Source organism: Streptomyces sp. Pv4-95 (assembly GCF_045782725.1).
Taxonomy (GTDB): Bacteria; Actinomycetota; Actinomycetes; order Streptomycetales; family Streptomycetaceae; genus Streptomyces.
The window spans coordinates 7,742,034-7,767,724 of the sequence record NZ_CP127172.1; the positions used below are offsets into that span (position 1 = coordinate 7,742,034).

A 25,691-nucleotide genomic window follows, 5' to 3' on the forward strand; every position below is an offset into this window, starting at 1 on the left:
ATAACGTTCCGGCTAGGGGAGAGGAGCAGGACATGGAGACCGCAGCGGTGCAGGATCTGCCGACGGCCGACCGGGTGGAGGTCGCCCAGGACGCCCGTTCGGAGACCCCTCTGCCGCCGGTTGAGGAGGCCCGCCGCGTCGCTCCGCGCGACGCCCGCCGGCTCTCGAAAATGTTCTTCGACCGCTTGGCGCTGCTGGAGGAAGGCACCGCCGAATATCAGTACGCGCGCAACACCCTCATCGAGATGAACCTGTCGCTGGTGCGATACGCGGCGAGCCGCTTCCGCAGCCGTGGACAGGAAATGGAAGACATCGTGCAGGTCGGCACGATCGGTCTGATCAAGGCCATCGACCGGTTCGACATCGCGCTGGAGAACGAGTTCACCACCTTCGCCGTGCCCTACATCGTCGGCGAGATCAAGCGCTTCTTCCGTGACACCACCTGGTCCGTGCATGTCCCGCGCCGGCTGCAGGAACTGCGCGTCGATCTCGCCCGTGCCCGCGAAGACCTGGAAGGGCAGGGCATTCACGACCCGAGCGTCGCCGAGCTCGCCGAGCACCTGGACCTCGGGCAGGAAGAGGTGATCGAGGGACTCGTCGCCTGCAACGGCTACAGCGCCGACTCGATCGACCGGCCCATAGAGACCACGGGCGGCAGGCAGCAGACCGGACTTGTCGCCGACCTGATCGGCAAGGAAGACCCCGAGCTCGCGCGTGCCGAAGACGTTCAGGCGCTCAAGCCGCTCATCGACAAGCTCGACGACCGTGCCAAGACCCTGCTTCAGCTGAGGTTCGGAGCGGAAATGACACAGTCCGAGATCGGTGAAGAACTCGGTATCTCGCAGATGCATGTTTCGCGTCTGCTGAGCCGCGCCTGCAATCACCTGCGCGAAGGGCTCCTCGCCGAAAGCTGAGGGTGCCGCCCCGGATTCTCCGGTGGACCCGCGGCCGCGGCACGGTTCCACCGGAGAAGATGTCTTTCGCCGGTAAGAATTGCGCGAGTTGACCTCGGACGAGCTGGTGCTGCGAGTTGACGCGAGTTGACCTCGGACGAGCTGGTGCTGCGAGTTGACCTCGGACCGTCGACTCCCGGCTCCCCGGTCTACCGGTCCTTCGTCCGGCCCTTCTTCCGTCCGCCTTCCTCGCCCATTGCCTCATGGGCCGGGAGCTTTACGCGACGGCTGGTCCGCTCCTTGGTTCCGCTGTGGGACGGCTCAACCGCACTCAGTCGTCGACGCTGTCCATGACCTTGCCGAGGTCCACGAACTTGAAGCCGGTGGCCTCGCGTTCGCCCTCCGCCGGGGTGACGTGGCCGTCCTGGACGACGAGCAGACCGCGCGGGTACCTCCTGCCGAGCGGGGCGTTGAGCACCGCCGCGCCGTCGCATTCCTCCGAGCCGTCCACGGCGCCCGAGGCGGTCACCCGGAAGCCGCCCTCGTACTCGTTGCGGTCCGCGATCTCGCGGTCGTAGAGGGCGAAGGTGTTGTCACCCTGGCTGGATGCCAGGAGGTAGCCGTCGCCGTCGGCCTCGGTGAGCAGTGTCAGCCCCTCGACATCGGCCGCCAGGTGGGAGCCGCCGTAACCGGGGTCGTCGCCGGCCGTGCACTCGTCGGTCTCTTCGTCGTAGACACCCGGGACGCCGTACTCGCGGACCTTGTCGAGCAGTTGCGGTGCGCCGGTCAGGTCGGCGCGGACCCGCCAGATGCCGACGTCTTCCTGGCCCGCGTAGAGCATCCCGGCGGCCGGATCCACGACCATGCCCTCGACCTGCGGCAGTTCGCCCGGTTCCGCGCAGGGTGTCCACGAGGAGCCGTTGGGCAGCCGGAACGACGACGGGAGGTTCAGGGTGCGCACGGTCCGGTAGCCGACGGTGCCGCGCGGGGTGGCGGTGAGTTCCAGCAGGGCGACGCCGGTGCGATTGCGGCGGCTGACCAGCGCATAGGAACGGCCGGTCGCCGGATCGGTCCACGTGGCGAGGCCGTAGGCCGTCCGCTGCTCGTTGATCTCGTCCTGGCCGGTGGAGAAGACGGCCGGCGCGTCGGGGTCGGTGATATCGGTCAGCGGACCACCGGGGCGGTCGCGGTCGATGCGGTAGAAGCGCAGCTTGTCGTGGCCTCGGTCGCTGGCCACGGCGATGTCGGCGCGCCCCGAGGGGAGTTGCATCCGCGAGACCAGATCGACGTTGTTGAACCTGCCGGGTGCGTCGTCCGGGCCGGGCGCGGCGGGAGCGGGAAGGGACTGCACCTGCCGCGCGTCCAGGTCGTACACCCGAAGCCCGCCCTCCTTGGCCGTGGCGATCACCAGGCTGCGGTCGGGGTCGGTGGTGTTGCGCCAGATCGCGGGGTCGTCGGCGTTGGCGTTGCCCCCCGCCTCGTCGTCGAACAACGCGGGCGTCTGCGCCTTCGGCGTGACGGCGGGCAGTGCGGCGGTGGTGCCGGAGTTCGCGTCGGCGGGGCCGGTCGCGGCGGTGAGTGCAACGAGCGCTGTGCCCAGCGCGACTGCGAGTGCAGGGACGGGACGGTACCTGGCCACGGAGCGGCTCCTGTGTGTCGGGGACATGGCGAACAGCGTGAGCCTGGGACCGTGCCATGACGGCCGGGCATCCAATACGCGATGCCCGGGCGAGCGCGGGGTGAACTCGTGCGTCGGCCGAAAGGAGGGAGCGCTGGGGGGTGGCGACGTCAAGTCGCCCGTTGTGTGGCGGAGTTGGGCCTGGTTGGCGCGGTGGTCGTGCGGGCCGGTGGCGAGGGCTTTCCGCGGTGCAGCGCTCAGGGGCCTCCCGTGCCTTCGACTGTCCCGGTTTACCTGTCATCCCTTCACTTTTTCGGATGACATGCGCAGGCGCACGGAAGGAGCTCGGTGTCACACGGGTAGGCAGCAGCCATCCACACGACGCGGCATGAGGAAGCAGGAGTGTCCATGGGGAGCGGTTCGGGACGGTATGGGAGCTCCGGCGTGCGGGCCGCCGCGATCGTCCTGACGGCGGTGGCGTTGAGCGGCGCGGGATGGGACGTCGACCAGCCCGAGAGTCGCGCGTCTCCACCCCGCCATTCCCACCAGGGCCTCGCAGCGCCTCCACCGGCCACGCACCGGGACCGGCCACCGGCTCTCGTCCCGGTGTGGCAGGGCGTCTGGCGGCCACACCACCGGCCGGACCGTCGTCCGCCCGCCGCCGGCCCGCACCCCGGGAACGGGCAGTGGCGGGGGCCGGCCGCGCTCCGCGATGCGCCGGACCGCGTGTTGCGGCTGATCAACCGGGTGCGGGCGGAGGCCGACTGCCCGCCGGTGAGGGAGAACCCCGCACTGTCGAGAGCCGCCCGGAGTCACAGCGACGACATGGCCGATGCCCAGTCCCTCTCCCACACCGGCAGCGCCGGCACCGATCCGGGCGGTCGGCTCACCGATCAGGGATATCGGTGGAGCCGGGCGGGCGAGAACATCGCGCGGGGGCAGCGAGGCCCCGCGGCGGTGGTCCGGGCCTGGCGGGAGAGCAGCAAGCACCACACGATCCTGGTCACCTGCGCCTTCCGGGACGCGGGTGTGGGCGTCCAGGACGGTCGGCAGGGCCCGTGGTGGACAGCTATTTTCGCGGCTCCCCGCTGAGAGCGCGAGTCGAGGGCCGACGTGTCACGCGTCGCGCGCGCATGCGCCGCAAGCTGTGTCCGGCCGGGACGCCGCCGAGACCTGTGCTGCCCGGCCGGGGCACCGCCAAGCACTGTGCTGCACGGCCGGGACGCCGCCGCGTCCGGCCGTGTGCCCTACTGGTGGAAGAGGTCGCTGAGAGTGGGCGCGTCGTCCTCCTCGCCCCGTACGGCTTCGACGACGGCTTGGTGGAAGTTGCGGCTGGCTTCCTCGGAATGGCAGGGCACGGGGCTGCCGGCCATGGTGTACCACTCCGTGGCGCCCGTGTACTGCACCGCGACGTGCGCCTCGTCGTCGGACCAGGTGGTGTGCACGGTCAGGTCGCCTTCGATCACGCCGGCTTCCGCCGTGCGCACCGCACCGCGGCGTGCGTGGATTCCGATGGTGGTCCAGGAGGCCCAGGTCATGTGCTCCCCCTCGGCGGCGGGGCCCCGGCCGGCGGCCAGGCGCAGTGCTTCAAGTCTGGCACCTGCCGTAGAGCGCCGCAGGAGATCAGCCGGAGCGCCAGGGGGGCGGTGGACCGGCCGATACGCGGTCCGCCCGACGAAGTGCGGCGAGCGGGGCCCGGCCCGTAATGACAATCCTGATCATTTCCCGGCCCGCCGGCTCGCGGTCGGGCGTCCAGCGGCGGCACACCGCCATGGGAGTGGTCGTCGGTCCCCCCTCCGTGGTGAGGCCGGCTTGCGCGATCGGGCGGTGTGTGGTGGTCGGGTGACCGGTGCGCGGACGTAGGTCAGGAGGCTTGTTGCAGCTCGGCCTGCAGAGCGTTTTCCAGCCAGTGGAGTTCCTCCGTGTGCGCAGGCTGCGGCTCGCGTCCTCGGACGATTGCCACGAGCCGCCGGTACCTCTGCGCTTCGGCCTGCATGCCGGCCCGGAGACTTCGCAGTACGGCGGCCCGGTCGGCCGTCCCGAAGAGATCGGCCAGCACGGCGGCGGCGTCCGGGCCGGCCGGGTCCACCCCGCGGGAGCGTGCCTCGCCGACCACCTGTACGGCATGGCCCGCAAACCACACGGAGGCGCCGGGCGGGGGCTTCTCTCCCGGTCCAGGCGTGGTGAGCGTCATCAGGATGCGCATCCGGGAGCGGAAGTCCGGGTCCTGGACCAGCTCGGCCAGTTCGATCCAGGCATCCACCTGCTCGGGTGTCGGATCCTCGGGGAGCTCGATCGGATTGGCCCGCATGCGCTCGCTGACGCGTGACGCGACGCCCAGGCCCTCGAACACCTCGGCGGTGAAATCGTCGATGATCTGCCGACGCTCGGCGGCGGACAGTCGGGCAAGTTTGTTCATCAGTGCTGTCTCCTCCGTTGTGGAACCCCGCTCAGCCACCGTGGACAGGACGGCCCGGCTCACTTTGAGCGCGCGGATCTGGGCGTCCAGCGCAGCCACATGCGTGGCCGCGACCTCCGCGACGGTGCTGTCACCACTGAGGACCCGGTGTACGTCCCCGAGTCCGATGCCCAGCTCCCGCAGGGTCCGGACGAGTTCGAGGCGGGCCACCGACTCCGCGTCGTACAGCCGGTAGCCGCCACCGGACCGGCCTGCGGGCGGGAGCGCGCCGACGTCCGACCAGTAACGGATGGTGCGTATGGCGAGACCGGTGCGCCGGGCGAGTTGCCCGATGGTCAGCAGTTGTGGGTGTGGGTCGCTCATGGGAGGGAGTCTCGTCCTTCCACCGGCTGGAGACTCAAGGGATTTGGACAGGTGCGGCGGCGCGCGCTGCCGCGGGTGATGACACGCCCACGGCCGCGCGAGCCGCGACGCCGTCCCCGCGCCTCGCCCGCGTCTGCCCCTGAGGTTGCACCAGGTCCTCTGACCTGCCCGTTTCTCCCGGACAGGGGGCTTGGTGAGGTGGCCCGGTGAGCCGTGGGCGCTCGTTCGGGCGCGCCCGGCGGTGTCGTACGGTCTTCGCGTCGAGCCGGTGACCCGCGCTACCGGGGCGGGCGTCCTGGGCCCCACCGGCAGGCGCGAACGAGAAGGAGCCGACGTGTCCAGTGCCGCTGTGTCCCTCGCCGCCGAGTTGCGGTCGGCCGCCTCGCGCATGGCCCTGGTCGACGACATCGCCGAGACCGACGCGCCCCACGAAGTCCTCTACGCCGTCGCGAACACCATCGGCGCTCTCAGCCACCCGGTCGCCGCGCTGTGCCGACGCGCCGCGGAGCAGCCGGGAACCAGTGCCGCGACCATGGCCGAACTGGCCACCTGCGAACGGGCGATGGACGAGGCCGCGGCCAAGGTCCGGCTGGCCATGGACTGCTTCCGGAACAGGTGACGGGGGCCGGGCAGAGGTGGTGGGGGAGACGGTGAGGGGGGAGCGGGCGTGCGGGGGAGCAGGGGCCGTCCGGGCCTGCCACGGCCCGTTTGAGAAAGGTGCCTCAGGTGCGCTCGGCAAGCCACCGCAACGGCTCTCGACGGGGGTGTGTAAGGCCGTGCGCGCAGGGCGGGAGGCGGGCTGCCCGCCGTGCGTGCGCAGGCGCCGTGGGCCTCCTCAGGAGCTTCATCGTATCGCCTCTGACCTGGGCATTTATGGGCTTTCTGGCTAGTCTCCCCGACATGTGAAAGGGGGATCGATGGACCGGAACATCCGCACCGTCGACGATGTGCTGGAGCTCTTGGACGGCCTGTTCACGGCGGATGCCGATCGTTGGACGGCCGACGCCGCCGACTGGTGGGACGGCTTCTACGGTGACCGCTCAAGGCCGGTGCCGTTCTTCGTGGCGAAGCCTGACGAAAACCTGGTCGCGTACCTGGAACGGCGCCTGATCACGCCCGGCCGAGCGCTCGACCTGGGGTGCGGGCCGGGGCGCAACAGCCTCCAACTGGCGTCCCTGGGCTTCGAGGTGGACGCGGTCGATCTCTCTCCGGCAGCCATCGCCTGGGCCGAAGAGCGTGCAGACGAGGCCGGAGCCGACATCCGTTTCCACTGCGGCAATGTCTTCGCCCTCACCGAAAGCGAGTTGGGCGGTCCCTACGATCTGGTCTACGACTCGGGCTGCTTCCACCACCTGCCGCCACACCGCCGTATCAGCTACCTCGCCCTGCTGGACCGCCTCCTGGTCCCCGGCGGTCACTTCGGACTCACCTGCTTCGCGGCCGGCGGGATGGGGTCCGAACTCCCTGACGCGGCCTACTACCGTGAGTCCCGCCTCCACGGCGGTCTGGCGTACACGCGGGAGTCCCTGCGCTGGATCTTCTCCGACCTCGAAGAGATAGAACTGCGCCGCATGCACGACGAGTCCCCCGCATCCCCGCACTATGGCGAGCCCTTTTTGTGGGCGGCCCTCTTCCGCGCAGCCCGCCGGGCTCGGACCGACGGGTCCCGCGGGGGAGCGTAATCCCGCGGAGGCAGGCCGCGGACGAGGAAGAGCCGCAGCTCCACCCCCAACTGCGGTGCAACTGCGGCGACTTCATAGTTACGTGCGGAGCCCGGCGGGTCAGCCGACGGTCGCGTACACGCGGCTCGCGAACTCCGCGATCTGCTCGTCGCTGAGGTTCTTCGCGAGATTGGCCTCCGTGATCATGCCGATCAGACGGTGGCCGCTGCCCACGTCGATCACCGGGAGGCGCTTGATCTGGTGGCTCTCCATGCTCTGCAGGACCTCGGCGGCGTCCGCCTCGGCGTCGATCCAGTGCAGCTCTCCGTCCAGGGTCCCTGCCTGGACCGTCGACGGGTCGATCCCTTCGGCGACACACTTGATGATGATGTCGCGGTCGGTGATCAAGCCCATGAGCTTGTTGTTGTCCCCGCAGATAGGCAGGGCACCGACCTTCAGGTCGCGCATCATCCTCGCCGCGTCGAGCAGCGACTCGTGCGCGCCGACGCACTGCACCCCGTCCGTCATGATGTCGCGGGCTCGCAGGTTCTTGGCCATGATTCCTCCAGCCTTCGGAGCGTTCCTTGCCTGACCCCCACCTTCGATCACACCACGAATGGCTCAATGCCGCCCATTGGGGTAAGGCGGCCCGCCGCCGCGGCCCAACGCCCTGAGAAGGGCGGTTCACCGCAGGTCACGGCACGTGTCCTCAGCGGTGACGCCGACGTGTTCGAGCACGTCGGAAGCCGGTGCTCGATCATTCCGGGGAGTCGTCCTTCCGGGAGACGTCGTGTGCAGACGGTCCCGTCCCCTGGCCGGCCTTCTCCGCCATGGGTTCGTGGCGCGGCGGATCGATCGGCGGAGCGGCCTCCTGAGCAGCCTTTCTCTGCGCCTCGTCCGCCTGGTCGCGTTCGCGCTCGGCGGCCTCGGGGTCGACGCCTTGCTGCTCCCGGTGCTCCTCGTTGCCCATGACCACTCCAGATCTTGCCGATGCGTACACCCTCCACCGTGTGCATCAACGAAGCGCGGACGCATCCCGGCCACGCCCCTGGCCCATCGGCCGAAGGGCCCGCACCGAAAGGGCGCGGAGTCCTCGCGTACCCGATCCACGTCGGATCTCACAGGGCCCGGCCGGCCGCCGACCGGCCGGGCCCGTGTCGCGCGAGCTGGTGATCAGCTCACGCGCCGATGCAGTCGACGAACTTCACCCGGCCGCCGCCGCCCGTCACGAAGTTCTTCTGCGAGTGGTTGCGCAGCAGGCACATGTCGTAGCGGGCGCGGGTGCCGGAGCCGCCGGCGTCCTCCTGTGCGTAGAGGTGCCGGCCGGACAGCTGGCAGGAGTCGTAGCGCACCAAGGGGCCCCGGGCCCCGATGTGGTAGCGGTGGGGACGGGTTCCCTTCGCGAACGGCTTGAAGGACTGCGCGGTGTCATCACAGTCGTTGAAGTGCACCGTCCCGCTGTCCCACGCGCAGTCGATCACCACGGTCTCCGGGCCGCGCACCTCGAAGCGGATGTCCTCGGCGTGGAAACGCTGCACGGAGTCGTGGTGCGGACCGCGCGGAAAGCGGAAGAAGGTGCTGGTGCGCCCGTAGGCCCCGGACGCCTGCGGGCGCCGGCCGGTGATGATGTACGAGCCGCCGCGGCAGGTGATGGATCCGCCGTAGGGGAACTCCAGGAAGTTGCCCCACTCGTACTCGACCTTCATGTCGTTGAACCAGTAGTTGAGGAACTGGTCCTGCTGCCGCGGGTCGGTCGACTTCTGCGAGAGCCCGGAATAGAGGAACGCCTTGCGGTAGGCGCCGCCCACCCGGCACGCGTCCCAGCGCATCTCCGAGTTGGTGTTGCTCCCGTCCAGCGCGAGTCCGTACGTCCATTCGCCGGTCCACTCACAGGCGGTGAAGCGGTAGTCCTGCGCCTGACCGGTCGAGTAGGAGTAGAAGAACGAGGCGCCGGCGGTGCCGGAACGGAATCCGATCTGCTCGAACATGATGTTCGCCCAGCTGTCCTCGTTGCGGCACAGGAAGGCGTTCTCGGCCCGCGCCGGAGCGAACAGGATCTGCGTCATGCGCTTGCCGGCTCCCCGGAACCGGAGACCGTTGGCCTTCAGCTTGCCGCCGCCGGCGTTGATCAGGGCGTTGGGTTCCCGGATGAGGTACGTCCCGGCCGGCACGTCGATCACCGTACGGCCGATGTGGTCCCACACCCGGCCCGCCGCGTAGGTGTACGCGCGGGCGAACGCGCGGCTGTCGTCGGTGCGTCCGTCGCCCTTGGCGCCGAAGTCCGCCACGACGTCGACGACGTCCTTGCCCTTGGGCTTGCGGCCGGTCACGGTGCGGGCCTTGGCGTCGTCCTGAGGGTCGGGGGACGGCGGTGACTCCTGGGAGTCACAGCCCGTGAGACCGGCCGCCAACGCGGCTGCCGTACCCGCCAGCACCGCCCTGCGGGTGGCACCGCCGGTTGACCGGGAGAGCCTTCCTGCCATGATGTTGCTCCTTCGGGGGGTCCAGTCGTCAGGTGGGGGACATGAGCCGGTTCGGTTACGCGATCAGAGAGCTTTCCGCTGCGCAGAAATCCGCGAAGGGGGTGTCCCTGTATTCGCGCTACGTGAACCGGCCGGCCGGCCGGATACTCGCCGCCGTCGGCTACAACATGAAGCTGACGCCCAATCAAATAACCCTGATCAGCGCGGTGTTCACCCTGACGGGCGGCACACTGATCGCGACGCTCGGTCCCTCGCCCGCGGTGGCGCTCGGTGTCTTCGTCGCGCTGGTACTCGGTTTCGCACTCGACTCCGCCGACGGGCAGCTCGCCCGGCTCACCGGCACCGGCAGCCCCGCCGGGGAGTGGCTCGATCACGTGGTCGACTGCGCGAAAATGCTGGCCCTCCACATGGCTGTGCTCATCTCGTTCTACCGCCACTTCGATTTCTCCGCCCCCGTGTATCTGCTCGTTCCCGTCGCGTTCCAGTTCGCCGCGGTCATGGTCTTCTTCGGCGGAATCCTCACCGAACAGCTCAAGCGCGCGGAGCGGCTCAAGAGCGCAGCGGGCGGGCCGGCTGCCGTGGCACCCGCGTCCACCCTGCGCTCCGTCGCACTGCTGCCGGTCGACTACGGGGTGTTCTGCGCGATCTTCCTCGCCTTCGGCAGCCGCGACCTGTTCGTGACGCTCTACTGCGTCCTGCTCGCCGCACACGTCCTCTTCATGGTGGCGTTCCTGGCGAAGTGGTATCGCGAACTGGCCGCCCCCGGGCGCTGAGGCGCCGGGGACGGCCGATTCTTCAGGTCAGGCCGAAGCCGCGAGCCCGTCGAGTGCCTTGCGCAGCAAGGTGCTCGACGTGTGCACGGTGTAGGGGAAATAGATCACTTCCACCCCCACCGTCGCGAAGTCGCGTTCGAGTCTGCTGCCCTTTTCCGTGCCCCTCCAGTCGTCGCCCTTGAAGATGACGTCGAAGCGCACCTGCTGCCATGTCTCCAGCTTGTCGGGCACGGTCTCGACAAAGGCCGCGTCGACGAATCGCACGCTGCGCACGATCTCCAACCGCTCGCTGAGCGGAATCACCGGAGACTTTCCCTTGGCTTGTACAGCCATTTCGTCCGACACCACACCGGCCACCAAATAGTCGCACTGACTTCTGGCGTGCCGGAGAATGTTCAGGTGTCCGACGTGGAATAGGTCGTAGACCCCGGGCGCGTAACCTACTCGGTGCGTCATGTACCCCCCACTCGGCGTGCGATCAGCGCTTGGCGGTCACGTAGACCGGGCCGTTGCGCCCGGAGACGTTGGTGCCGTCGGTGACCTCGATCGAGTAGCGGTGCTCGGCGCCGGGCTCCACGGTGTCCGTGAAGCTCATGTTGGGCCGGTTCCAGTAACGCGAATCCTGGTTGCGCGAGGTCAGATAGACGCCGTCGCGGTAGATCTTGTACGTCAGAACGCCGTCGTCGCGGTCCCAGGAAGCCTTCCAGTTCAGCGTGATCTTGCCCCGGGAGGAGCTCGTCCCGCTGAGGATCGGCACCTGCGGGGCCTCGGTGTCGGGCGCGGCCGCGAACCTCGTCAGGCCCTGCTGAGCCTTCTCGTTGACGGTGGTGAACTCGCCGCCGGCCCACAGGATGCCGTCCGCCATGGTCAGCGCCCGCGGGCCGATCTGCTCGCCGATACCGTCGTTGGTGTCCGGGAACCACGGCAGGATCGTCTTGTCGGAGATCGACTGCGCCAGGAAGTGCTGGCGGTTCTCGATGTCCGGGAATCCGCCCGGGGTGGAGTTGCAGTCGTGCGCGTGCGAGCCGCTGTAGAGCACGCCCTTGTACGGCAGCACGGCCTGGGTGGCGCCCAGGCAGGTGTCCTTCCAGACCTGAGAGCCGTCCGAGAGACGGCCGGCGGCCCGGCCGTCGAAGACGCCGCCGCCGGTCCCCTCGGCGCCCAGGTAGAAGTTCGTGCCGTCGTTGACCAGCGTCTTCACCGCGGACCTGTTGGGGATCCAGCCGGTGAAGCTGTTGACGGTCTTGCCGGTGGTGGCGTTCAGGCCGGCCAGTGCGTGCACGCCGAAGAGGCTGCCGTTGACCGAGGTGAAGCGGCCGCCGATGATGACCTTGTTGAGCTGGGGCGCGACCGTGATCGCGTTCACCGCGGGTGTCGGGTCGTTGGAGACCGACGAGCCACGGATCGTGGCCTTGAAGGGCAGCAGCTCGCTCGTCGGCCGCAGCGCGGCGATCCGTTCGCGGGTCTGCCCCTGCACGGTGTCGAAGCCGCCGCCGACGTAGACCGTGTCGGCGGTCACGTCGATGGCCCGCACGGTGGAGCTGACCGTCGGCTTCCATGCCGAACCGATCGTGCAGTCCGCGGTGTTGAGGGTGGCGGTGTTGGACCGGCCGACCGTTCCGGCCTTGCTGAACGAACCGCCGATATAGATCAGCGAGCCGTCGGGCGAGGCCTTCATGGCGCGGATCGTGCCCGTTCCGCCGGTGAACGCCGGGGCGCACGACAGCGGTTGACCGGTCTTCGCGTCGAAAGCCGCGAAGTTCGTACGGGCCAGCTCACCGGTGCCGGGCGCGGCACCCGGTGGCCGGATGTGAGTGAAGGTGCCCCCCACGTAGACGATGCCCTTGGCGTAGGCCATGGCCCACACGATGCCGTCGGTCTGCCAGGTGCTCAGCGGATCGGCGGTCAGTGTGGGCTCACCGGCGGCCTGCGCCGGTCCGGCGGCCATTACCGTGGACGCGCTGCCGAGTACGGCAGCGGCGAGCAAGAGATTGATGTGTCTGCTTCTTTGGCGCACAGGTCCCCCCTGGAAGCACAGCGCGATCGAAATTGACAGGATGGGAAGCGGAACCGAGATGAGTTCTGTGCGGAAATGGGCCCAGCGTTCATCGCGAGTTTTCCGAGCCGCGCTTGCGCAGCGCTCCGAAGAACTCCCCTACCCCCAGCGGCAAACGATAGCGCCAGACGGAGGCGCAGAAAGCCCCAATGGCTAAAACAATTCCCAAGGACGCACCGAGCGAACTGTCGCCGAAAAACGTCCGCATGGCGAACGCCGGCGGCGCCACCACGCCGACGCCGACCAGCGCCGCCCGTAGGTAGCCGAGGTCAACGGTGCGGAAGCCGAGGCGGTAGCGGACCAGCAGGGCCGACGCGACGTTGTCCACCACGATCGCCAGACCCCACGACACCGCCGCACCCAGCACCCCGTAGCGCGGAACCAGCCACACTCCCGTGCCCAGCTGAACCAGGAACGCCGCACCGGCGACACCCAGATTCCAGACACTCCGTCCGGCCATCAGGATGACGGTCTGCGCGTTGCCGACCCCGACGTTGATCAGACACGCCGCGCACAGGACCACCAGCCCGGCCGCGCCCCCGCCGAAGTCCGGTCCGAAGAGCGAGAGCACGGTCCCGGGGAAGGCAGCGAGCACCACGAACACCGGCCAGGAGAAGAGACCGATCCATCGGGTCGAGACCCGGTGCAGGTGATGGGCCGCGGGCTCGTCGCCCCCTGCGAGCAGCCTGCTGATCTGCGGCGCCACCGCGAGCCTGATCGCCAGTTGCAGCAGCGTCCCCGCGGTGACCAGCCGCCCGATCGCGGTGTAGACGCCCGCCTCGGCGCTGGTGCCCAGGACCGAAAGCAGGATCACGCCGACCCACACCGCGGCGATGTCGAAGACCGAGGAGGCCGCCCGAGGACCGGCGAAGGCCCAGAACTCCCGCGCCTGTGACGGCGGGCGCGAACTTCCCGGATGCGCCCGGCAGGAGCGGCGCAACGACAGACAGGCCGCCACCGCCCCCAGCAGACCGGGCGCCAGCCACGCCGCGGAGACGCCCACCACGCTCGGCGCCAGCAGCACCAGAGGGAGCGCGAGAAGGACGCGGAGCACCGGCTTGCCGATCTGCTCCACGCCCACGAACGGCACCACCGAGCCGAACCCCCGGGTGGCGCCCAGCAGTACCAGCGACACCGTCGTCACCGGAAGGAACACCGCGAACAGCCGCAATATCACCGCGGCGCGGTCGGGGTCCAGGTCGGGAAGCAGCCAGCCGGCGAGCCCGGGGGAGAAGAACATCACCACCGCCCCCGCGGTACTCGCCACCAACGTCGGCAGCACCGACGTCCGCAACAGCCCCGGCACGCCACCGCCCCCGGTCAGCTCCAGATCGCGGGAGACGAAGCGGACCAGCGCGGTGTCGGCCCCCAGCTTGAACGCGTTGCTGAGGATGGTGAACGCCGCCACTCCGGTGAAGACCGCACCGGCCCCGCGCGCTCCCAGGCCGTGCGTGACGACGGCCACGAGGACGAAGCCGAACAGGGCGTTCGCGGCCGAGCCCACTAGACCGAACGCGCCACCGCGGGCGGTCGTGGCGACTCCGCGCCGGCCGGCCGCGCCGGTGCCGGGGTGCTGCCCCGCCGGCGCCGCGCCGGACCCGGCGGGACCGAGTGCCGTCATCCGCGCAGTGAGGTGGAGTCGACGCCGGTGGGTGTCCCGCCCACCGGCGGGTGTCCCGCCCGAGGCGGCTGCGGCGTGACGACCGGTGCCGCAAGAGGGGCGCGGGTGTGGCTGCGGCCGTGCTTGCGCTGCGTCGGACCGCTGTCCGTGAGACCGCGCAGCGGCCGTCGGCGGCTTCCCTTGTCCAGGACCGCGCCCAGGATGTGCCCGCCGGCCCCGGTGATCAGCTCCCACACCCGGTCCAGGTCGTCCCTGCGCACCTCGTTGAGGTCGCAGACCACCACCACACCGGCCGCCTGCTTCGCGACGGCCAGGCCGTCCGCGTGCGAGAGCAGCGGCCCGGTGACGACGACGACGTTCTCGTTCGGGTCGGCGGGGGCGGTCAGCAGCCGGGCGAAGTCCGGGGACGACAGGGCCCGCGCGGGATTCGGCACCTCCCGGCCGGGCAGCAGGTCGAAGCGTCCGTCGACGCCGGCCTCCACCGCGAGCCGCTCGCCGTCCGACCAACTGCCCGGCACCGGCCGCCCGTGGCCGGGGCGCAGCGGGAGCCGCCCGGTCAGTTCCGGGGTGCGCAGGTTCGCCTCGACCAGCAGGACGTCGTTGCCGATCTCCGCGAAGGCGCCGGCCAGGTTCACCGCGACGGACACGGCGTCCGCGTTCTCGCGGGGGGCGACGATCAGCAGGCTGCCCCGTCCCGCGAAACGCTGGTCGTGCACCAGCCGGAAGGCGATCGTGCGATACGCCTCGGCGCGGTTGCCGCGACCGGCCCTGCCGACCTCCAGCAACGCCTCCCCGCCCCGTCGGCGCGGCAGTATGCCGAGTACCGGCGCGCGGAGGTTGTCCTGGACATCCGCCACCGACCGCACCCTCGGCTCCAGCACGGAACGGATCCACGCCGCCAGGATGCCCAGTGCCAGTCCGGCCACGGCTCCGGCCAGCAGCAGCACGGCGAGGCCGGGGCTGGACGGGAAGGCCGGCGGGTCGCCCTTGCGTACGACGTCCCCGGGCGTGGTGTCGAGCGACTTCAGGCTGGAGATCCGCCCCTGCAGATCCGCTATTTCCGAGATGATGTTGCTGCGCTCGGACTCGTCGGTGGCCCGCGCGGTCCCGCCGCCCGCGTTGGCGATCCGCCGGTCCAGCACCTTGCGCTGATCCGTCAGTGGCTTCAGCTCGTCGCTGAGCTTGCTGACGGTGGTGTCGATCCGCTGGGTCGCGGCGTTCTGGCGGTAGTCGAGATACGCGTGCACGAACGCGTTGACCAGCGCCGCCGCCCGCCGCGGGGAGTCCGCGCTGTACTCGAACATCAGGGTCTGGGTCTCGGGTGGGTTGCTCACCCGCAGATCGCGCTGGAGCACGGCCGGCTCGGCGCTGTCGCCCAGAGCCTTGGCGGCGGCCGCGGCGACCGACGCGCTCTGCGCGATCTGCCGCTCGGTGCCCATGCTGATCTGCTTGTCCACCGAGACACCGCCTGCCTCGAAGGGGGCGGTGCTGATCGCGTGCACCACGACCTCGCCGGTCGCCGTGTAGGTCGAACCGCCGAACAGGGACACCGCGGCGCCGCCCAGCATGCCCAGCACCAGGCCGAGCAGGAGCAAGGCGCGGTACCGGAAGAGCTGGCGCAGTTGATCACGCAGCTGGTCCGGTTCCTCCGAGGGCTCGTCGAAGACGCTCACGTACGTGCTCCTCCTGTGGGTAACGGCACAGCGACGGGGCGCGCATCGGCAGCGGGCGCGCTCGCGGACTGCTGTCCGGTGGACGGCGGGAGTCGCCGCCCCGGTTTACGGGTGATCAGAAGCGGGATGAACAGCAGGAGTGCGAGCGGGCCCACGATCGCCATGAGGCTGCCGCGCAGCAGGACGAGTTGGTAGAAGCCGAACGCGGGCACCAGCAGTGCCGCGAGTGTGCCACGATGCCGCCGCAGCCGGTGCCGGATGTCGTCGATACGCCTCCCCACCGCGCCGATCAGGGCGAACACCCCGACCACCGAGGGGAATCCGGCCCACATGTACGTCTCGATCCACAGCGGCGCGGAGAGATTCTCGAACGTGTAGCCGGCGTGCCTGGCGAGCTGGATACCCGCGTCGGCGGGCTTGCCCGGCCATGCCGCGCGTGGCACGAAGAACAGCGGGGGGCCCAGCGCGGAGGTCGGCGTGAACCCGTGCGTCCGCACGTAGTCCATGCCCGTCTCGATCTGCTGGAAGGCGTCGTAGTCGCCGTTGGAGGTGAACTGCTCGGCGAGCGAGACGACCTGGACGGGCTCGCGCTTGTCGTAGCGGAAGTAGTCGCTGTACGGGAAGACCACCAGCACCACGGCGGTGACCGCGGCCGCGCCGATCCGGAACGCCCGCGGCCCGCGCAGCGCGGAGGCGCTGAAGACGAGGGCGAGCAGCACCGTCCCGGCCCAGAAACGCGGCTGGCTGATCGGGTTGTTGACCACGGCGTTGACGAGGACGAGCAGCGGCAGCAGGATCCAGCGCACGCCACGCAGGGTGCGGTCGCCCGCCCGGAAGCGGGGTACGTGCACGAGGGCGACCAGCGCCCAGAAGGCGGGTACCGACAGGACCCATGCCGACATCGCCCGGTCCGCCGACCCCGACGGCGCGGCCTGCGCCGCGGCCTCGTTGGCCGCCTGCCTGCTGAGGAAGAACGCGGACAGCCCGCCCTGGCCCGGGATCAGGACGACGGCGAGCAGCAGCGCCGCCCCGCACAGCAGCAGTACCCGGCCGGACGTCAGCCGTCGTGCGAGAACCGGTTCGAGGAAGGTGGAGGTGCGGGTGGAACGCCAGGACGCCAGGGCGGACCCCGCGCTGTAAGCAAGAAGTCCGGTTTCCACCACGGCAGTTGACAGGAACGCGGTGTGCGCGTCGACGAGGAAGCCGCGGGGATACGCGTCCGTGGCGAGCATGGCCAACGGGGCGAGGCCCAGCCAGACATAGGTGAAGAGCCAGAACCCGAAGGCGATCACCCGCGCCCGTACGTCGGTCAGTACCCGTGCCAGCGCCGTGCCGGAGTGCACCACCACCACGCCCTGCACGGCGAGCGCCGCACCGAAGCGGGCGTCGAGCGAGTGCAGGATCAGCACCGGCAGCAACAGCACGAACAGCAGCGTCCAGCAGCAGAGCGCGGCGACGCCACGCGAACGCACGACAGTGCGCGGCCTTCCGGGCATGAGCGGCCCACCTCCCCCCAACTCCCCACCAACGTCCACAATCTAAGGGACGTCGGGTCACAAGGTCGTCTTCGGGACACAATCGCAATCCAATTCGCGGTCGCCGGCGTCCGCCGACTCCTACGATGACCGCACAGCCAGAGGGGGGCCAGTAGTGGAAAACTCGTTAACGGGCCGGTGCGTGCTCGTGGTCTCGACCAACTATGCGCCCGAACACACCGGCATCGGGCCGTACTCGACCCAGATAGCCGAACATCTGGCCGCGTCCGGGGCCGACACGCACGTGCTCGCCGGGATGCCGCACTACCCGGCATGGCGGGTGGGGGAGGGCTACGCGGGCAGGTGGCGGATGTGCGAGGTCCGGGCCGGCGTCACGATCCACCGGCGGCGGCATACCGTCCCGCCTCGTCAAACCGCCCTGCGCAGGGCGCTGTTCGAAGCGAGCATCCTCGCGCACGGCGTCCTGGCGCCACCTCGGGTCCGTCCCGATGTGGTGCTCACGCAGATGCCCAGCCTGGCCGGCGGCGTCCTGGGCGACCGCCTGGCGCGGCGCGCGGGAGTACCGCATGTCGTGATCGTCCAGGATCTGATGGGTGCCGCCGCCGAGCAGAGCGGCATCCAGGGTGGCGGCAGGGTCGCCGCCCTGGCCGGGGGGCTGGAAGGCAGAGTGCTGCGCGGGGCCGATGTCGTGGGAGTGGTGCACGAGACGTTCGTGGACCGCGTCACGGCGATGGGGGTGCCCCGTGAGCGCGTGCACGTCGTGCCCAACTGGGCGCATGTGAAGGGACCGAGCGGCGACCGTGCGCTGACACGGGAACGGCTGGGCTGGTCCGAACGGGACACCGTGGTGCTGCACGCCGGAAACATGGGGCTCAAGCAGGGGCTCGACGTCCTGGTGGAAGCCGCCCGGCTCGCCGAGCAGGAGGGCGCCCGCGTACGCATCGTCCTGATGGGCGACGGCAATCAGCGCGAGCGGCTCCAGCAGCTCGCCGCGGGAGTCCCCGCGCTGTCGTTCCTGCCGCCGGCCGACGCCGACGAGTTCCCGGAGGTGCTGGCCGCCGCCGATGTGCTCGCGGTGACCCAGAAGGCGTCGGTGCTGGACATGAGCCTGCCGTCCAAGCTGACGTCCTACTTCATGACCGGCCGTCCGGTGATCGCGTCGGTGGCGGCAGAGGGCGGCACCGCCAAGGAGGTGCTGCGGTCGGGCGCCGGCTCGGTGGTGGCGCCCGAGGACCCCAAGGCGCTGCTGGCGGAGATCCGTTCGCTCGCCGACGACCCGGAGGGCGCCTCCCGGCTGGGGGCGCACGGCCCGCACTACGCCGAACGGCAGCTCAGCAGCCGGGCGGGTCTGGACCGGATCACCACACTGCTGCGCCTCGCGCAGCGCCCCGCAGGGGTGGACGGGCCGTGATCGGCCGGCGGCTGCGGGGCGTCCGCCCGGCAGCCGCCGACGGATCACTTCACGGCGGGCCGGCTGACGGAGCTGTACCACTCCGCCAGCCGGTCGGTCACCGCCGCCAGGGAGAACTCCGTATCGACGGCGTCCAGACCCGCCCGGGTCAGACGCTCCCGCAGCGGACGGTCCTCCAGCAGCCGCAGCACCGCGTCGGCCAGCTGCTCCGGTGAACCGTCCGTCACCAACGCGGCCTCCCGGCGCGAGAGTTCGGCGGCGATGCCGCAGCTGTGCGTGCACACCACGGGCGTGCCCACCGCCAACGACTCCAGCACGCTCATCGGGAACGGCTCGTCCACGCTGGGCAGGACATACACGGTGGCCCGTGCTGTCCGCTCCACCGCGGCGTCGTGCTCCAGCGCACCGCCGTAGGTCACCGCGCCGTCCAGGCCCTCGCTCGCGATCAGGCTCCGGACCTCCGCCAGCCGCCCCTCGTCCGAGCCGTGCAGCGTGAACGACACGTCGGGGCGCTTGCGGTGCACGAGTGAGGCCATGCGCACGAACGCCTCGGGGCGTTTACGGGTCTGCAGCCGGGCGAGGAAGAGCACGTCCGTCTCGCTGCTCTCGGCCGTGTCGGGACGGGAGCGCACCCCGTTGGCGAGCCGGACCAGACGCGGCCCGTCCCTGCCCAGTACCCGGCGCAGCCCTGCCTCTTCCTCCTCCGTCAGGACCAGGGCGGCGCGCGCTCTGCGCAGCAGCGGGACGTACACCCTGTCGAAGACCGCGGCAATGGCGGACCGCCGAGGCTGGACCATCCCGTGCGTCTGCACCAGGAAGGGGCGGCGGCGCAGCACCGCCACGGCGAGCGCCGCGAGCGACACCAGGTCGCGCCCGGCGTGGATGTGCCACACATCGGAGCCGCCCGCCCGGCGCCAGAGGGCCGGCAGCAGCGCCGGGTGGAACAGGCCGAGGAACCCCTGGCCGGGCACCAGTGTGCGGGCCCGGAATGCACGCAGCGGAACGTCGTCGACCATGCGCGGGGGCGCCTTCCGCCCCCGCCACAGCGAGACCAGCTCGACATCGTGGCCGCGCGCGGACAGTTCGCCCAACTGGGCGGTGGCCACACTCACCGGCCCCCCGTACGCCCCGTCATCACTGACCAGGGTCACGACATGGGTGATCTTCATCCTCGGCCCCCGGTGGTCAGAACGTCTCCCGGGGAGACGTCGTGGTGGGCGACCGCCCCGGCGCCGACCACAGCGCCCGCCCCGACGGTGACGCCGCGCAGCACGATGGCGCGCGCGGCCACCCACGCTCCGGCCTCCAGACGGATCGGAGCGTTGTCGAACTCGAAGGTGGGGGAGCGGCGTTGGTGGCTTCCGGTGCACAGCACGGCGCCTTGGGACACGCAGACGTCGTCGGCGATGGTGATCGGCTCCAGGTTGATCAGCCAGGCGTCCTCGCCCACCCAGACGTCGTCGCCGACGGTCAGCTTCCACGGCCACTGCACGCGCACCCGGTGGCGGATGAGCACCCGGTCCCCGATTCGGGCGCCGAAGGCGCGCAGCAGCGCCGGCCGCAGGCGCGGCGGGAACCACCACTTCACGAACAGCACGTTGAGCGCGGCGAACCAGGCGGCCTGCATCAGCAGCCCGCGGCCCTTGTCGTAGCCTGCGCCGCTGAAGCCGCGCAGGTTACGGGCGGTGACGGGAACGGTCATCGGTCCACCCGCACCCGGTGCCCGGCCAGCTCGTCCTCCAGCTCGCGGACGTCGGACTCGACCATGATCCGGGCGAGTTCGTCGAACTGCACCTTCGCGGACCAGTCCAGCAGGCTCTTGGCCTTGGACGGGTCGCCGATGAGCGCGTCCACCTCGGACGGGCGCTCGTACTTCGGGTCGAAGCGCACACTGCGCTCCCAGTCCAGCCCCACCGCGTCGAAGGCCGCGCGCAGGAAGTCCCTCACCGTCGCGGGGACGCCGGTCGCCACGACGTAGTCGTCGGGCTCGTCCTGCTGGAGCATCAGCCACATGGCCTCCACGTACTCGGGCGCGTAGCCCCAGTCGCGGACGGCGTCGAGGTTGCCGAGGTAGAGGTGCTCCTGGAGACCGGCCTGGATGCGGGCCACCGCGCGGGTGATCTTGCGGGTGACGAAGGTCTCTCCGCGGCGGGGGCTCTCGTGGTTGAAGAGGATGCCGTTGACGCCGTAAAGCCCGTACGCCTCGCGGTAGTTGACCGTGGACCAGTACGCCATGACCTTGGCGCAGCCGTACGGGCTGCGCGGGTGGAAGGGCGTCGACTCGTTCTGCGGCGGCGGGGTGGCGCCGAACATCTCCGAGGAGGATGCCTGGTACAACCGGGTCTCCACGCCGCTGGCCCGGATGGCCTCCAGCAGCCGTAGGGCACCCAGACCCGTCACGTCCCCGGTGTACAGCGGGGCGTCGAAGGAGACCCGGACATGGGACTGGGCACCGAGGTTGTAGACCTCGTCGGGCTGCACGTCACGCAGCAGGTTCACCAGCGCGACACCGTCGGAGAGGTCTACGTGGTGGAGCACCAGCCGCCGGTCCGGGGTGTGCGGGTCCTGGTAGATGTGGTCGATGCGCTCGGTGTTGAAGCTCGACGAGCGTCTCATCAGCCCGTGCACGGTGTAGCCCTTGCTCAGCAGCAATTCGGCGAGATACGAACCGTCCTGGCCGGTGATACCGGTGATGACAGCGGTTTTGGACATGGCTTCCCCCCACGAGAAGTGATGCGCTCAATGGTTGTTCGGTGAATTCCCCCCGCCGGAGATCTCCGGCGGAGGGACGCTACCCGCTCGGTGGCCGGCGGTCGAGAGCCAAGTGCGGCAGATATTTCCTGAAATGGCCGGTGGATCTATCGGGTTGACTGGCACAATCCGCGCCATGGATGACTTGCTGCCCACACCCGCACGAATCTTTGTCGCAGGCCACCGCGGTCTGGTGGGATCCGCCGTGGCCCGGCGCCTGGCCGCGAGCGGCTACGAGGTGTTGACCCGCACCCGCGCCGAGCTCGACCTGCGCGACGGTGACGCCACCGCCGCCTATCTCGCGGCGGCCCGGCCCGACGCCGTCGTCCTGGCCGCGGCGAAGGTCGGCGGCATCATGGCCAACAGCACCTACCCCGTGCAGTTTCTGGAGGACAACCTCAGCATCCAGCTCAGCGTGATCGCCGGCGCCCACCGCGCGGGGGTGCGCCGGCTCCTCTTCCTCGGATCGAGCTGCATCTACCCCAAGCTCGCGGCCCAGCCCATCACTGAGGACGCCCTGCTGACCGGGCCGTTGGAGCCCACCAACGAGGCGTACGCCATCGCCAAGATCGCCGGCCTGGTCCAGATCCGCTCCTACCGGCGGCAGTACGGTGCGTCCTTCATCTCCGCCATGCCGACGAATCTGTACGGGCCGGGCGACAATTTCGACCTCGCCACCTCGCATGTGCTGCCGGCGCTCATCCGCCGCTTTCACGAGGCGAAGGAGAAGGAGCTGCCGGACATCACGCTTTGGGGCACCGGGACGCCCCGGCGCGAATTCCTGCACGTCGACGACCTCGCGGCGGCATGCGAACTTCTGCTGCGCCGCTACGACGCGGAGGAGACGGTCAATGTCGGATGCGGCGAGGACCTGACCATCTCCGACCTCGCCTCCCACGTCGCCTCGGCCGTGGGCTACGAGGGCCGCATCTCCTTCGACCCGTCCCACCCCGACGGCACACCGCGCAAGCTCCTCGACATCAGCCGGCTGAGCGCGCTGGGCTGGGCGCCGACCATTCCGCTCGCCGAGGGCATTGGCCGGACCTACCGCGCGTGGCGGTCGGAGCCGGCCCCGGTCTGATCCCGCCGCGCCCGCGGGGTGCGGTCGGCGTCCGCCCAGCGGCGGAACACCGGCCGCACCCCGCGGCCTTTCATGGCGCAACTCACTCATCTAGTACGCACCGCGCCCGTCCACCACGGCACGCAGGGTGCGTACCAGGACGTCGATATCGCGGGCGTAGGACCAGTTGTCGACGTAGCTGAGATCCAGCGCGACCGTCTCGTCCCAGGAGAGATCGGACCGCCCGCTGACCTGCCACAGTCCGGTGAGCCCCGGCTTGACGGCAAGCCGGCGCAGCTCCGTCCCGTCGTAGCGCTCGACTTCTTCGGGAAGCGGGGGCCGCGGGCCCACCAAGGACATATGGCCCACGAGGACGTTGTACAGCTGCGGCAGCTCGTCCAGCGAGAAACGGCGCAGCACCCTCCCCACCCGTGTCACCCGCGGGTCCCGACGGATCTTGAACATCGCCCCGTCGTTCTCGTTCGCCGCCTCCAGCGCGGCCCGCATCCGGTCGGCGGTGACGACCATCGTGCGGAACTTCCACATGCGGAACGGCAGTTGATGACGGCCGACCCGGATCTGGCAGTAGAACACCGGCCCGGCGGAGGAGACCCGTATCGCCGCGGCCACCACCGCGAAGACGGGGGAGAGCAGTACGAGCAGTAGCAGTGCCCCCAACCGGTCCGTGGCGTGCTTCAGCAGTACCGGAAACCCGCGCCGCGCCGCGGGGTCTATGTGCATCACCGTCAGGCCGGCCGCCTTGGCCAGCCTGACCCGGTGCTGCGAGACATCGATCAGCCCGGGAAGAATGGCCAGATCCCGGCCCTCGTCATGCAGGGCCCAGGCGAGCCTGCGTATCCGCTCGGCCGTCATCTGCCGACCGGGCGCCACGAAGACGAGATCGGCATCGAGCTCGACCGCGCAGCGCAGCACGGTCTCTCCGTCCTCCGCCCCCTCCGGCGCGGCACCATCGACGGCGAGCCGGGCCGGCAAGGGCAGCGCCGACTCCGTGGCACCGTCCCCGACGAGGCAGCTGCCGACGACGATGTACTCGTGGTCGGTGCGGTGGGCCAGCTCGGCGAGCACCACATCGACGGCGCCCGACTCCCCGACGATCAGGACGCGGCGCAGCCCCTGCGCCTGTCGGCGTATGGCCAGCAGATACCGGTGCATGATCTTGCGCCGGACCACCGTCACCACCAGGCAGGGCAGCAGCGCGAGTACCCAGACCTCGGCAGAGATCTCGACGCGCGCGGCGAGGCACGCGACCGCGAACACGCCCACCGTGGTCAGCCAGTCCCGGAAGACCGGCAGTATCGAACCGCTGTCTCCCACCGACCCCTTGACGTAACGATTCTTTGCTGCTGCTACGGCGAGCCAGGCGGCGCCGGCCAGTGCCGCGGCGAGCAGCGGGTGCGGTTGCCGGGCCGCGGCGCAGAGCGCCCCGACCGGTACCGCGGCACCCAACACGTCCACGAGCAGAGCAAGTTGGAGAAGTCCCCGTAATGCCGGCCTGTGTCTACCTCTCTTCTCGTGTTCCCACGCGCGGTGCAGCTTGGCTGTCCCGGCGGGTGACTCGATCACCCGTGATCCGGCAGCTTCGAACAACCCCATGGCCCCCCACTTGGTCGTCCCCACTCTTACGAGGCGGTGGCGAGCCCCCAGCTCGCCACCGCCTCGGTATCGGACGTGAACGCTAGAGCACGGTGCGCGCACCTGCTGCGGTTTACCTATTTTGAGTGTTCTTGTGTCCCGTTGTTTACATCTACTGACAAATATGAGCCGACTTCGGGCAGCGGCCGTCGACGCGTCGTGAGGGGCCGCCAACGGGCCTACCGGAATGCAAACGCGCTGGCCCGCCGCGTGAACGGCGCGGGATCCGGTTCCCCGGCAGGCAGCGGCAAGGGGCGCTGCCACCTGCGCAGGAGCAACTTCTGCCGCAGAAGGGCGCGTCGTAGCCCCGGCACGTCTCCTGCGGCTCCCGCCGTCCGCTCGCGGGCGTAGCCACCTTCCCCCATCGCGCGCCGCGCCGCATCCGGACCACAGGACCGGTGACCGGAATTGCTCCTTCATCCGTTCACCTCGTTTGTCCGAGGCGTGGACACCCACCCCCCGGCGGCGGCCGTTTCCCCGCCAGGGTTGGCCCACCTCCGCACCCTGTCGCCAACAACCCGTGAATCACCAGTAGTTGAGCGAATGCGGTGGTGGATTTTGCTGGCCGCCTCGCGGAGATGCGCCGTACGCTCATTCGTCAGGGTGGGATCGAGGGGCGGGGGCCATGTCGATGGACGTGTTTCGGAACGGGACGAAGGTCGGCTCGGTCGAGGAGGACGGCACGGTCCGGCGCGGCGGATGGCTGGGCGAGAAGGCCGGCAAGGTCGAGGAGGACGGCACCGTCCGGCGCGGTGGATGGCTCGGCGAGAAGGTCGGCAAGGTCAAGGACGACGGCACCATCTGGCGCGGATGGGGTGAGAAGGCCGGCCACATCAAGGAGGACGGCACGGTCTGGCGAGGCTGGGGGATCGAGGTCGGCAAGGTGCAGGACATGACCGACATCAAGAAGGCCGGCGGCGCGGCACTGCTCCTGCTGTTGTGAGCGGGCTCCCTGCGCGAGGACGATCACTTACCGCGCCACCCGCAGCGGGCGAACCGATCAGTACAGCTCGGAGGCGGACGGAGTGATCGCCGCTTGCCGGTCCGGCGTCGTGTAGGCGAAGTTCAGCACCGTACGCCGCAGACCGGAGCGGCGCAGCGGCGTCACGCGGTGGGCGGAGAGGTCGCTGCGCAGCAGATATCCGTCACCGGGCCGGTGATGGGCACTGCGGGCCGCGCCCGTCGTCAGGGCGTCAAGACCCGCGTGGGGTACGTGTTCCAGCAGGCCGCCGTCGGCCGGGTCGTCCGGTGCTTCCGTGAACAGCACAAGGGCCAGCGGGTAGTCATCGGTGTGGGCGCCGTGCGTATCGCCCTGCTGATGCAGGATGTTGATGACGTGCCGTTCGAGCGGATCGCGCACCTCGACCGCTTCCCACCCCGCGATCGCGCCCACCAGGCGGATCAGTTGGCTGTCGCGGTACACACTCGTGATCAGCTCCGATTCCTGGGCGATCAGGTTCCCGCCGAGGGTGGTCATGTGGCGGGGGGAGTGCCCCATGGACGCCATCGTGAAGTCCCGCCGCACGGCGAGTTTCTCCAGTCGCCGCACCTCGTCCTGGAGAGCCGGCAGGCCGTCGGGGTACATCAGGCGGGGGAGTGGCACATAGCAGTCGGCCGCTAAGCGGGCGCGCAGATCAGGGGTGAAGTCTGGTAAGCAGAGCACGGCCATCGCCATACCCTCCTCCCGGTCGTCACAACCCCGGGCAGCGGGCCGGTGGGCGGTGCCACGGAAGGCCGAGCGGGCGCCCACGGCGTGCAAA

General features: G+C 70.1%; 24 protein-coding genes. 8 read left to right on the forward strand and 16 right to left on the reverse strand.

Going from position 1 to position 25,691, the window contains the following annotated elements; translation table 11 throughout:
- Window positions 1-32 precede the first annotated feature (32 nt).
- A complete protein-coding gene (locus QOM21_RS33905; RefSeq protein ID WP_407554846.1) occupies window positions 33-914 on the forward strand; it encodes a SigB/SigF/SigG family RNA polymerase sigma factor in 882 nt (293 codons plus the stop codon).
- A 310-nt stretch (window positions 915-1,224) separates the two neighbouring features.
- Here the strand turns inward: QOM21_RS33905 and QOM21_RS33910 are convergent, their stop codons facing one another.
- Window positions 1,225-2,559 carry a phytase gene (locus QOM21_RS33910; protein WP_407554847.1) on the reverse strand — a complete coding sequence of 445 codons (1,335 nt, stop codon included), beginning with the start codon at window positions 2,557-2,559 and terminating at the stop codon, window positions 1,225-1,227.
- A gap of 360 nt (window positions 2,560-2,919) precedes the next feature.
- Here QOM21_RS33910 and QOM21_RS33915 point away from each other — a divergent pair, with 360 nt between their 5' ends.
- Entirely contained in the window at window positions 2,920-3,603 is a 684-nt protein-coding gene (locus tag QOM21_RS33915) for a CAP domain-containing protein (RefSeq protein ID WP_407554849.1), read from the forward strand.
- A gap of 155 nt (window positions 3,604-3,758) precedes the next feature.
- Here the strand turns inward: QOM21_RS33915 and QOM21_RS33920 are convergent, their stop codons facing one another.
- Window positions 3,759-4,049 carry a hypothetical protein gene (locus QOM21_RS33920; RefSeq protein WP_407554850.1) on the reverse strand — a complete coding sequence of 97 codons (291 nt, stop codon included), beginning with the start codon at window positions 4,047-4,049 and terminating at the stop codon, window positions 3,759-3,761.
- Between the two features lie 326 nt (window positions 4,050-4,375).
- Window positions 4,376-5,293 carry a MerR family transcriptional regulator gene (locus QOM21_RS33925; protein ID WP_407554852.1) on the reverse strand — a complete coding sequence of 306 codons (918 nt, stop codon included), beginning with the start codon at window positions 5,291-5,293 and terminating at the stop codon, window positions 4,376-4,378.
- 334 nt (window positions 5,294-5,627) lie between these two features.
- Between QOM21_RS33925 and QOM21_RS33930 the strand changes: the two genes are divergently transcribed.
- Both QOM21_RS33930 and QOM21_RS33935 read left to right on the forward strand, forming a co-directional pair.
- A complete protein-coding gene (locus QOM21_RS33930) occupies window positions 5,628-5,912 on the forward strand; it encodes a hypothetical protein (protein ID WP_407554854.1) in 285 nt (94 codons plus the stop codon).
- A gap of 298 nt (window positions 5,913-6,210) precedes the next feature.
- A complete protein-coding gene (locus tag QOM21_RS33935; RefSeq protein WP_407554855.1) occupies window positions 6,211-6,975 on the forward strand; it encodes a class I SAM-dependent methyltransferase in 765 nt (254 codons plus the stop codon).
- Between the two features lie 99 nt (window positions 6,976-7,074).
- Here QOM21_RS33935 and QOM21_RS33940 read toward each other — a convergent pair whose 3' ends face one another.
- From QOM21_RS33940 to QOM21_RS33950, 3 genes are all read right to left on the reverse strand, one after another.
- Window positions 7,075-7,512: a CBS domain-containing protein gene (locus tag QOM21_RS33940; RefSeq protein WP_407554857.1), complete on the reverse strand. Its 438-nt coding sequence runs from the start codon at window positions 7,510-7,512 to the stop codon at window positions 7,075-7,077.
- 199 nt (window positions 7,513-7,711) lie between these two features.
- Window positions 7,712-7,924: a hypothetical protein gene (locus QOM21_RS33945; RefSeq protein ID WP_407554859.1), complete on the reverse strand. Its 213-nt coding sequence runs from the start codon at window positions 7,922-7,924 to the stop codon at window positions 7,712-7,714.
- Between the two features lie 208 nt (window positions 7,925-8,132).
- Window positions 8,133-9,437: a glycosyl hydrolase family 28-related protein gene (locus QOM21_RS33950; protein ID WP_407554861.1), complete on the reverse strand. Its 1,305-nt coding sequence runs from the start codon at window positions 9,435-9,437 to the stop codon at window positions 8,133-8,135.
- Between the two features lie 41 nt (window positions 9,438-9,478).
- Here QOM21_RS33950 and QOM21_RS33955 point away from each other — a divergent pair, with 41 nt between their 5' ends.
- Window positions 9,479-10,210: a CDP-alcohol phosphatidyltransferase family protein gene (locus QOM21_RS33955; protein WP_407554863.1), complete on the forward strand. Its 732-nt coding sequence runs from the start codon at window positions 9,479-9,481 to the stop codon at window positions 10,208-10,210.
- Between the two features lie 27 nt (window positions 10,211-10,237).
- On the opposite strand, the gene QOM21_RS33960 is transcribed toward QOM21_RS33955, so the two are convergent.
- From QOM21_RS33960 to QOM21_RS33980, 5 genes are all read right to left on the reverse strand, one after another.
- Complete coding sequence (locus tag QOM21_RS33960) at window positions 10,238-10,666, reverse strand: adenylyltransferase/cytidyltransferase family protein (RefSeq protein WP_407554865.1); 429 nt, start codon at window positions 10,664-10,666, stop codon at window positions 10,238-10,240.
- Window positions 10,667-10,688: 22 nt separating this feature from the next.
- Complete coding sequence (locus tag QOM21_RS33965; protein WP_407554867.1) at window positions 10,689-12,197, reverse strand: fibronectin type III domain-containing protein; 1,509 nt, start codon at window positions 12,195-12,197, stop codon at window positions 10,689-10,691.
- Window positions 12,198-12,315: 118 nt separating this feature from the next.
- Entirely contained in the window at window positions 12,316-13,887 is a 1,572-nt protein-coding gene (locus tag QOM21_RS33970) for an oligosaccharide flippase family protein (protein WP_407554869.1), read from the reverse strand.
- Window positions 13,884-15,560, reverse strand: a complete 1,677-nt coding sequence (locus QOM21_RS33975) for a lipopolysaccharide biosynthesis protein (RefSeq protein WP_407554870.1) — start codon at window positions 15,558-15,560, stop codon at window positions 13,884-13,886. The genes QOM21_RS33970 and QOM21_RS33975 overlap by 4 nt, the downstream gene beginning before the upstream one ends.
- Window positions 15,557-17,056 carry a hypothetical protein gene (locus tag QOM21_RS33980; protein ID WP_407554872.1) on the reverse strand — a complete coding sequence of 500 codons (1,500 nt, stop codon included), beginning with the start codon at window positions 17,054-17,056 and terminating at the stop codon, window positions 15,557-15,559. The genes QOM21_RS33975 and QOM21_RS33980 overlap by 4 nt, the downstream gene beginning before the upstream one ends.
- A gap of 187 nt (window positions 17,057-17,243) precedes the next feature.
- Here QOM21_RS33980 and QOM21_RS33985 point away from each other — a divergent pair, with 187 nt between their 5' ends.
- Window positions 17,244-18,467 (forward strand): glycosyltransferase, encoded by a 1,224-nt coding sequence (locus tag QOM21_RS33985; protein ID WP_407555976.1) that lies wholly within the window; start codon window positions 17,244-17,246, stop codon window positions 18,465-18,467.
- A gap of 44 nt (window positions 18,468-18,511) precedes the next feature.
- Here the strand turns inward: QOM21_RS33985 and QOM21_RS33990 are convergent, their stop codons facing one another.
- Genes QOM21_RS33990 through gmd form a run of 3 tightly spaced genes read right to left on the reverse strand, consistent with a single transcriptional unit; the run spans window position 18,512 to window position 21,179 of the window.
- Window positions 18,512-19,636: a glycosyltransferase gene (locus QOM21_RS33990; protein ID WP_407554874.1), complete on the reverse strand. Its 1,125-nt coding sequence runs from the start codon at window positions 19,634-19,636 to the stop codon at window positions 18,512-18,514.
- Window positions 19,633-20,169 carry a putative colanic acid biosynthesis acetyltransferase gene (locus QOM21_RS33995; protein ID WP_407554876.1) on the reverse strand — a complete coding sequence of 179 codons (537 nt, stop codon included), beginning with the start codon at window positions 20,167-20,169 and terminating at the stop codon, window positions 19,633-19,635. Before QOM21_RS33995 ends, QOM21_RS33990 begins: the two co-directional genes overlap by 4 nt.
- Window positions 20,166-21,179: a GDP-mannose 4,6-dehydratase gene (gene gmd / locus QOM21_RS34000; RefSeq protein ID WP_407554878.1), complete on the reverse strand. Its 1,014-nt coding sequence runs from the start codon at window positions 21,177-21,179 to the stop codon at window positions 20,166-20,168. The genes QOM21_RS33995 and gmd overlap by 4 nt, the downstream gene beginning before the upstream one ends.
- Before the next feature lie 175 nt (window positions 21,180-21,354).
- On the opposite strand from gmd, the gene QOM21_RS34005 reads away from it, so the two are divergent.
- A complete protein-coding gene (locus tag QOM21_RS34005; protein ID WP_407554879.1) occupies window positions 21,355-22,299 on the forward strand; it encodes a GDP-L-fucose synthase family protein in 945 nt (314 codons plus the stop codon).
- A 90-nt stretch (window positions 22,300-22,389) separates the two neighbouring features.
- Here QOM21_RS34005 and QOM21_RS34010 read toward each other — a convergent pair whose 3' ends face one another.
- Window positions 22,390-23,754, reverse strand: coding sequence for a sugar transferase (locus QOM21_RS34010; protein WP_407554881.1), 1,365 nt, complete (start codon window positions 23,752-23,754; stop codon window positions 22,390-22,392).
- An 802-nt stretch (window positions 23,755-24,556) separates the two neighbouring features.
- Between QOM21_RS34010 and QOM21_RS34015 the strand changes: the two genes are divergently transcribed.
- A complete protein-coding gene (locus tag QOM21_RS34015; RefSeq protein ID WP_407554882.1) occupies window positions 24,557-24,874 on the forward strand; it encodes a hypothetical protein in 318 nt (105 codons plus the stop codon).
- Between the two features lie 57 nt (window positions 24,875-24,931).
- Here the strand turns inward: QOM21_RS34015 and QOM21_RS34020 are convergent, their stop codons facing one another.
- Entirely contained in the window at window positions 24,932-25,606 is a 675-nt protein-coding gene (locus tag QOM21_RS34020; protein WP_407554884.1) for a hypothetical protein, read from the reverse strand.
- Between the last annotated feature and the right edge of the window lie 85 nt (window positions 25,607-25,691).